The sequence below is a fragment of the Streptomyces sp. NPDC007205 genome, assembly GCF_040634095.1.
In the GTDB taxonomy this organism is placed as follows: Bacteria; Actinomycetota; Actinomycetes; order Streptomycetales; family Streptomycetaceae; genus Streptomyces.
Genome location: NZ_JBEYEW010000111.1, coordinates 1 through 4933 on the forward strand (window position 1 = coordinate 1; position 4933 = coordinate 4933).

General features: G+C 68.3%; 5 protein-coding genes and 1 pseudogene. 4 read left to right on the forward strand and 2 right to left on the reverse strand.

The window, feature by feature from the left end:
• Positions 1-102 precede the first annotated feature (102 nt).
• On the forward strand, positions 103-396 hold the full coding sequence (locus tag ABZ624_RS41965; RefSeq protein ID WP_360100829.1) for a hypothetical protein: 294 nt from the start codon (positions 103-105) through the stop codon (positions 394-396).
• Positions 371-1276, forward strand: a pseudogene (locus ABZ624_RS41970) (IS3 family transposase); the annotation flags it as partial. The gene ABZ624_RS41965 and the pseudogene ABZ624_RS41970, both read left to right, overlap by 26 nt.
• Positions 1277-2211: 935 nt before the next feature.
• Here ABZ624_RS41970 and ABZ624_RS41975 read toward each other — a convergent pair.
• Positions 2212-2730 carry a GNAT family N-acetyltransferase gene (locus tag ABZ624_RS41975; RefSeq protein ID WP_360100832.1) on the reverse strand — a complete coding sequence of 173 codons (519 nt, stop codon included), beginning with the start codon at positions 2728-2730 and terminating at the stop codon, positions 2212-2214.
• On the reverse strand, positions 2727-3968 hold the full coding sequence (locus tag ABZ624_RS41980) for a hypothetical protein (RefSeq protein WP_360100835.1): 1242 nt from the start codon (positions 3966-3968) through the stop codon (positions 2727-2729). The genes ABZ624_RS41975 and ABZ624_RS41980 overlap by 4 nt, the downstream gene beginning before the upstream one ends.
• A gap of 258 nt (positions 3969-4226) precedes the next feature.
• Here ABZ624_RS41980 and ABZ624_RS41985 point away from each other — a divergent pair, with 258 nt between their 5' ends.
• Both ABZ624_RS41985 and ABZ624_RS41990 read left to right on the forward strand, forming a co-directional pair.
• Complete coding sequence (locus ABZ624_RS41985; RefSeq protein WP_360100838.1) at positions 4227-4433, forward strand: hypothetical protein; 207 nt, start codon at positions 4227-4229, stop codon at positions 4431-4433.
• Positions 4430-4606 carry a hypothetical protein gene (locus ABZ624_RS41990; RefSeq protein ID WP_360100841.1) on the forward strand — a complete coding sequence of 59 codons (177 nt, stop codon included), beginning with the start codon at positions 4430-4432 and terminating at the stop codon, positions 4604-4606. Before ABZ624_RS41985 ends, ABZ624_RS41990 begins: the two co-directional genes overlap by 4 nt.
• Positions 4607-4933 lie beyond the last annotated feature (327 nt).

The window sequence follows — 4933 nt, forward strand, 5'->3', positions numbered from 1 at the left end:
CATCATCGGCATGAGCTTTTTGAGCCACACCCGGCACCCCTGGGCCTCCCGATCGTACGAATGAGCGGAACGGACCCGCCAAGAAGGTAAGGAGCCTTTTCCGTGCGCCCAGTAGAACGGGAGGACACGGTCCTCGCACAGTACAAGGCGATGGTCCACTCCGATCCGCACAGCGAGGGTTTCAACGAGGTCGTCTTCGCCAACAGCCTCTACCGGCTGCTGCCACACCTCCAATCGAACGTGGACGGCGATGGGGACCACAGGTTCGACGTGCTGCTGCCGTGCCCGTACGACGACGAGGGGCGTTGCCCCTTTGATCGTGGACACCCTGATCATGGGATCGTGAAGATCCATAGGACAGGAGTTCCCGTTGGGGACGTCGAAGTACTCGCCTGAGTTCCGGGCCGATGCCGTCGCGCTGTACCACGCCAGCCCGGGTGGGACGTAAGCCTCGGTGGCCAAGGACGTGGGCATCAACCACGAGACGCTGCGCACGTGGGTGCGGGACGCCGAACAGGCCGCCCGTCCCGGGGCGGTGGAGGCCACGGCGATGGAAAAGGAGAACCGGCAGCTGCGGGCGCGGGTGAAGGAACTCGAGCCCGAGCGGGAGATCCTGCGGAGGGCCGCGAAGTATTTCGTGGCCGAGACCAGCTGGTGAGCAGCCGCTTCCAGTTCGTCGCCGACAACCGGGACGCCTTCGGCGTGAAGCGGCTGTGCCGGATGCTGGGGGTCTCCCGCTCCGGCTTCTACCGACACCTGGCCGGCGCGGACGCTCGGGCCGACCGGACCCGGGCCGATGCTGAGCTCGCCGAGCGGATCACCGAGATCCACCAGGAATCGGACGGCACCTACGGGGCACCGCGCATCACCGCCGAACTCCGGGAGGGCGGCGAGCTGATCAATCAGAAGCGGGTAGCACGCGTCATGAGGAACTTCAGCATCATCGGATTCCACCTGCGCAAGAAGGTCCGCACCACCATCCCCGAGCCCTCGGCGACGCCCGTCCCGGACCTCTTGCAGCGCGACTTCACGGCGACCGAGCCGAACACCCGCTACATGGGTGACATAACCTACCTCCCGGTCGGCAATGGCCAATTCCTGTGTCTGGCAACGGGGGTTGGACCTGTCCTCAAAACGGCTGGTGGGCTGGTCGATCGCCGACCACATGCGGACCGAGCCCGTAACCGACGCGCTCAGAGCCGCGGCCGCAGCCCGGGGTGCCGGCGGCCTGCGCGGGGCGATCTTCCACAGCGACAAGGGCGCGCAATACGTGACTTGGCACCGCAGCGCATCCCGGCCCGACCTCGACGCCGCCCGCCGCGCGGTCCGCATCGGCCTCGACGTAGACGACAGCGCAGAACTTCTCTACCAGGACTGGATGATGATCGAGGACCAGGCTGGCAACCGCGACGGCGTCAACAGCGCCTACGACACCCTCCGCGCCATCAACAAGCGTCTCGATGTCAGCATGGAGCCCGAAACGGAACATCTTCGACTCGATCATGAGCCGGAGCGCGTGACCGGGAGGACAACGCCGTGACCGCTCGCTCCAACGACGACACGTACTAGGGTCAAACCAGTGGGAAACCTGCTGATCATCGGCGCCGCAGCCCTGTGGGGAGGCGGCACCGGTCTGCTCATACCAAGGGCGGCCTACCGGCTCTCCGTAACGTCCGATGAGCCGTGGCGCTCAGCGTGTCCCACAGGGCATCCGATTGTCGGCCTCGCCCGAGGACGGGTCGGACGCGCCCGGTGCGCCGACGGAACCGCGTACGGTCCGAACACGCCGCTCTTTGCCGTGATCACCGCACTCGCCTGCACCGCCCTCGCCTTCACGACCGGCGTCCGGCCCGAACTCGCCGTCTGGCTCCTGACTCGTACCGGTCGCCGTCCTCCTGGCCACCGTCGACCGGCTCTTGCCTGGAGTCCGCCTACCCGACGTTGGCGAGCTGCGGGCCCGTGGAGTACTCGGGGCCGGTCTGGTGGAGTTGCCGGTAGTGCGACGGTCCCTCGAGTCGGGGGTTAGGCCGACGAGGAACCGCCCCACTTCTCTGCCGGATGACAAGGCCTCACCTGACGCGACACTCCTTCATGCGAGTTCACCAGCCTGAGGCAGGAGTCGTTCCTTCAGGTGGCTACGTGCTCGGGCCCCAGGTCTGCCGCTGTATGCGTGCCACGGATGCCTGCCCCATGCATCCGCGGTCGTGCCAGTCAGTGCAGGTAGCGGAGCATCACCGCGAAGTTGGGGCTGTCGGGGAATGGCTGACGGTTGCCGATCTTCCGGTATCCCCACGTCTCGTAGAGAGCCTGCACCTTGGGATGGTCGGGGTCGACCAGGAGCACGGCCAGGGCCTCCGGCCTGTTCTCCAGCAGTGCCGTGTGTAGGCGCTCGGCGGTGCCGGTCTTGCGCCACTTCGGCCGCACCATCAGTTCGGACACGCTGAATGTGGAGTCGTCCGCCGGCGGTTCGGTCAGGTGCTCGCGCCACCACTCGCGGCCCGGGGTGGGCGGGGCACCGTACGCGAAGCCCACGGGTTCGCCGTCGGCGTACCCGATGACGCACGCGAAGCCCGGATTGCCTCCCCAGTGGTCCACGAACCACGGGAACCGCTCGTCGAACTCGGTCATGTCGTCGGCGTAGGCGTCGGCGTGGACCTCAAGGAGGGTCTGCCGGATCTCCGGTAGGTGGTCGTGGCCGTAGTGACGGAGTTCGACGGTCGCCGTGGTCATACGGGGGTGCTCCATTCGGTCCGATAGCGGTCGGTCCACTCGTGCGCGACGCGTGGAGGCGCAAGGGTGATCAGGTCGCGGTGGAAGTCGCCCAGGAGTCGGCGCATGCGGCCGGGGAGCGGGTCACCGGCCATGATGTCGAACACGTCCGCGCTGGTGGCGCATGCCTGCTCGACGTCGCCTTGGTGGAGCTGGGCCAGGGAGAGGCGCGCGGTGGTGTACGCGCGGTTGCGCCGATAGGTGTCCGGCAGCGCGCCGAGCGCCCGGTATGAGGCGGCCTCAGCCTCCGCCGGATCGCCGACGACATCCCGCACGATGGCGGTGAGTGAGTACAGCTCGGCGGGCCCGTAGAAGGTGATCCAGGGCGGGCGCGGGTCCGCCATGCGGACCTTGCCTAGGGCGTCTTCTGCGCGCCCGAGGGAACGTAGGGCCGTCCGACGGTCTCCCGCGTGCGCGAGGCTGATTGCGGTCCGGGCGTGCGCGAGGGATGCATGCAGAGGAGAGCGGCGGGCGATGGCGGTTGCCTGCATGGCCTGTGCGGCGGCGACGGCTTCGCCGAACTCCTTCTCCTGGCGGGCGAGCATGGCCCGCCGGTTCCAGACCTGCATGGTCATGTCCGGGTCCTGGGACATTCCTGCGAGGGTCAACGCGCGGTCCAGGTGCCGGCCAGCGGCATGGAGCTGTCCGGCGTCGATCATCGACCATGCCGCAGTGGAGACGAAATCGGAGGCGACGGCGTACAGGCGTTGGCGTACGCGCTGCGTGGCCGAGCGGCGTTGGAGACTCAGGGCCTCGTCGGCTCCGGCCAGGGCTGCGCGTTCGAGGGCGGTGTGTCCACCGCGTTTGGCGTCGAGCTGGACGAGGGTTTCCATCTTGTCACGGAGCCGGATGACGTCGGATGTGCCGACGCGTTGCGGGCGCGAGTTCGGGGCGGCGATGAGGGGGGCGGCGGCGGTGCCGGTGGCCGCGCCGACGAACCGGCGGCGGTGCACTGAGGGGTCCTCCGGTAGTGCTGCTGGGGGTAATGGGGCGGTCTTGGGTTTCCCCCGAGGCACGAACCCTAGGTCGGTGATGGGCAGGCCGGTGACCCGTTCGAGCGCGATGCGTTGGCGCGCCTGGGGCCACCGGTTCTCCCCGGACAGCCACCGGAACCCGGTCCGCTCGGAGGTGTTACCGGGGCGGCCGGTGAAGTCGCGAATGGCGTCGTTCACGGCGTCGACCAACTCTCTGACCGACATGCCGTGACGATCAATCCAGGCGGCTAAGGGCTCGTTTCTGTTCTCCGCCATGCGCTCACGGTAGGTGGTACAGGACTGCCACGGACAGTAAAGAGCACGCCAATTCGTCAGTCTGCGCGCGGACGGCCCGAGCGATTTCGTCATACCTGCGACGCGGTGACTGCGGGTTAGCTGTTGTGTACGGCGCGGTTCGCGCCTCGTTCCCCCGAGGGGTGCGGGCGGGGCACCGAACACGACTGTGAGCGCGAGGCAATCGACATGACGACGCGCAAGACGAACTCACACCCCATGCCGGGCCTGGTGGACGCTCCCGCCATCGACCACGACCGGCTGACCGATCGGCAGCGCGCGGGCAGGTCGTGCGCCTGGTGTGCCGGGACCGCGTCACCGAGGTACCCCGTCGGCGACCTGTTCGCGTGCGAGCCGTGCGCAGCGATGTACGGCGTCCCGGCGGTGACGCCGTGATCCGCGACGACGACACGTTCCCGGCCTCGCTGGATGCCTGGACGCCTGCGGACTGGCGCGACTATCAGGAACGCGTAGCCGACGGCGAGGGTTCAGCGGCGGCGATTGACGCGATCACCCGTCGTCGCCGGCGGCCGTCGCGGGAAGCGACCACGGCGGAGGCGTCCAAGTGACCGCCCTGACGGAACGCCGAGCGGCGGTCGGTGATCTGGTCCGCGACACCGCCCGGGGCTGTCAAGCCGTGCTGACGGACGTGAAGGCGGGCGTTCCATACCTGCACCCCCGGCACGGCGGGGGCCTCGCAGAGCCATGGCCGACGACGTGGGCGGCCATAAAACTGGTTGCCCGGCGCGGCACCTGGAGCGACCCGTGACCGGCGTACCGGAACCGGCAGGCACCGGCGGTTAGGGCCTGTTGCGAAAGTTGATCTTGTTCGTGATGATCACGTCCTGTGGGACGTGGGGATCTGACGAACGGGCAGTGGGCCCGTCTTGAGCCGC

Coding starts and splice junctions, on each gene's coding strand:
- ABZ624_RS41975 (WP_360100832.1), bottom strand. CDS start 2,730: ATGACCACGGCGACCGTCGAACTCCGTCACTACGGCCACGACCACCTA.
- ABZ624_RS41980 (WP_360100835.1), bottom strand. CDS start 3,968: ATGTCGGTCAGAGAGTTGGTCGACGCCGTGAACGACGCCATTCGCGAC.
- ABZ624_RS41985 (WP_360100838.1), top strand. CDS start 4,227: ATGACGACGCGCAAGACGAACTCACACCCCATGCCGGGCCTGGTGGAC.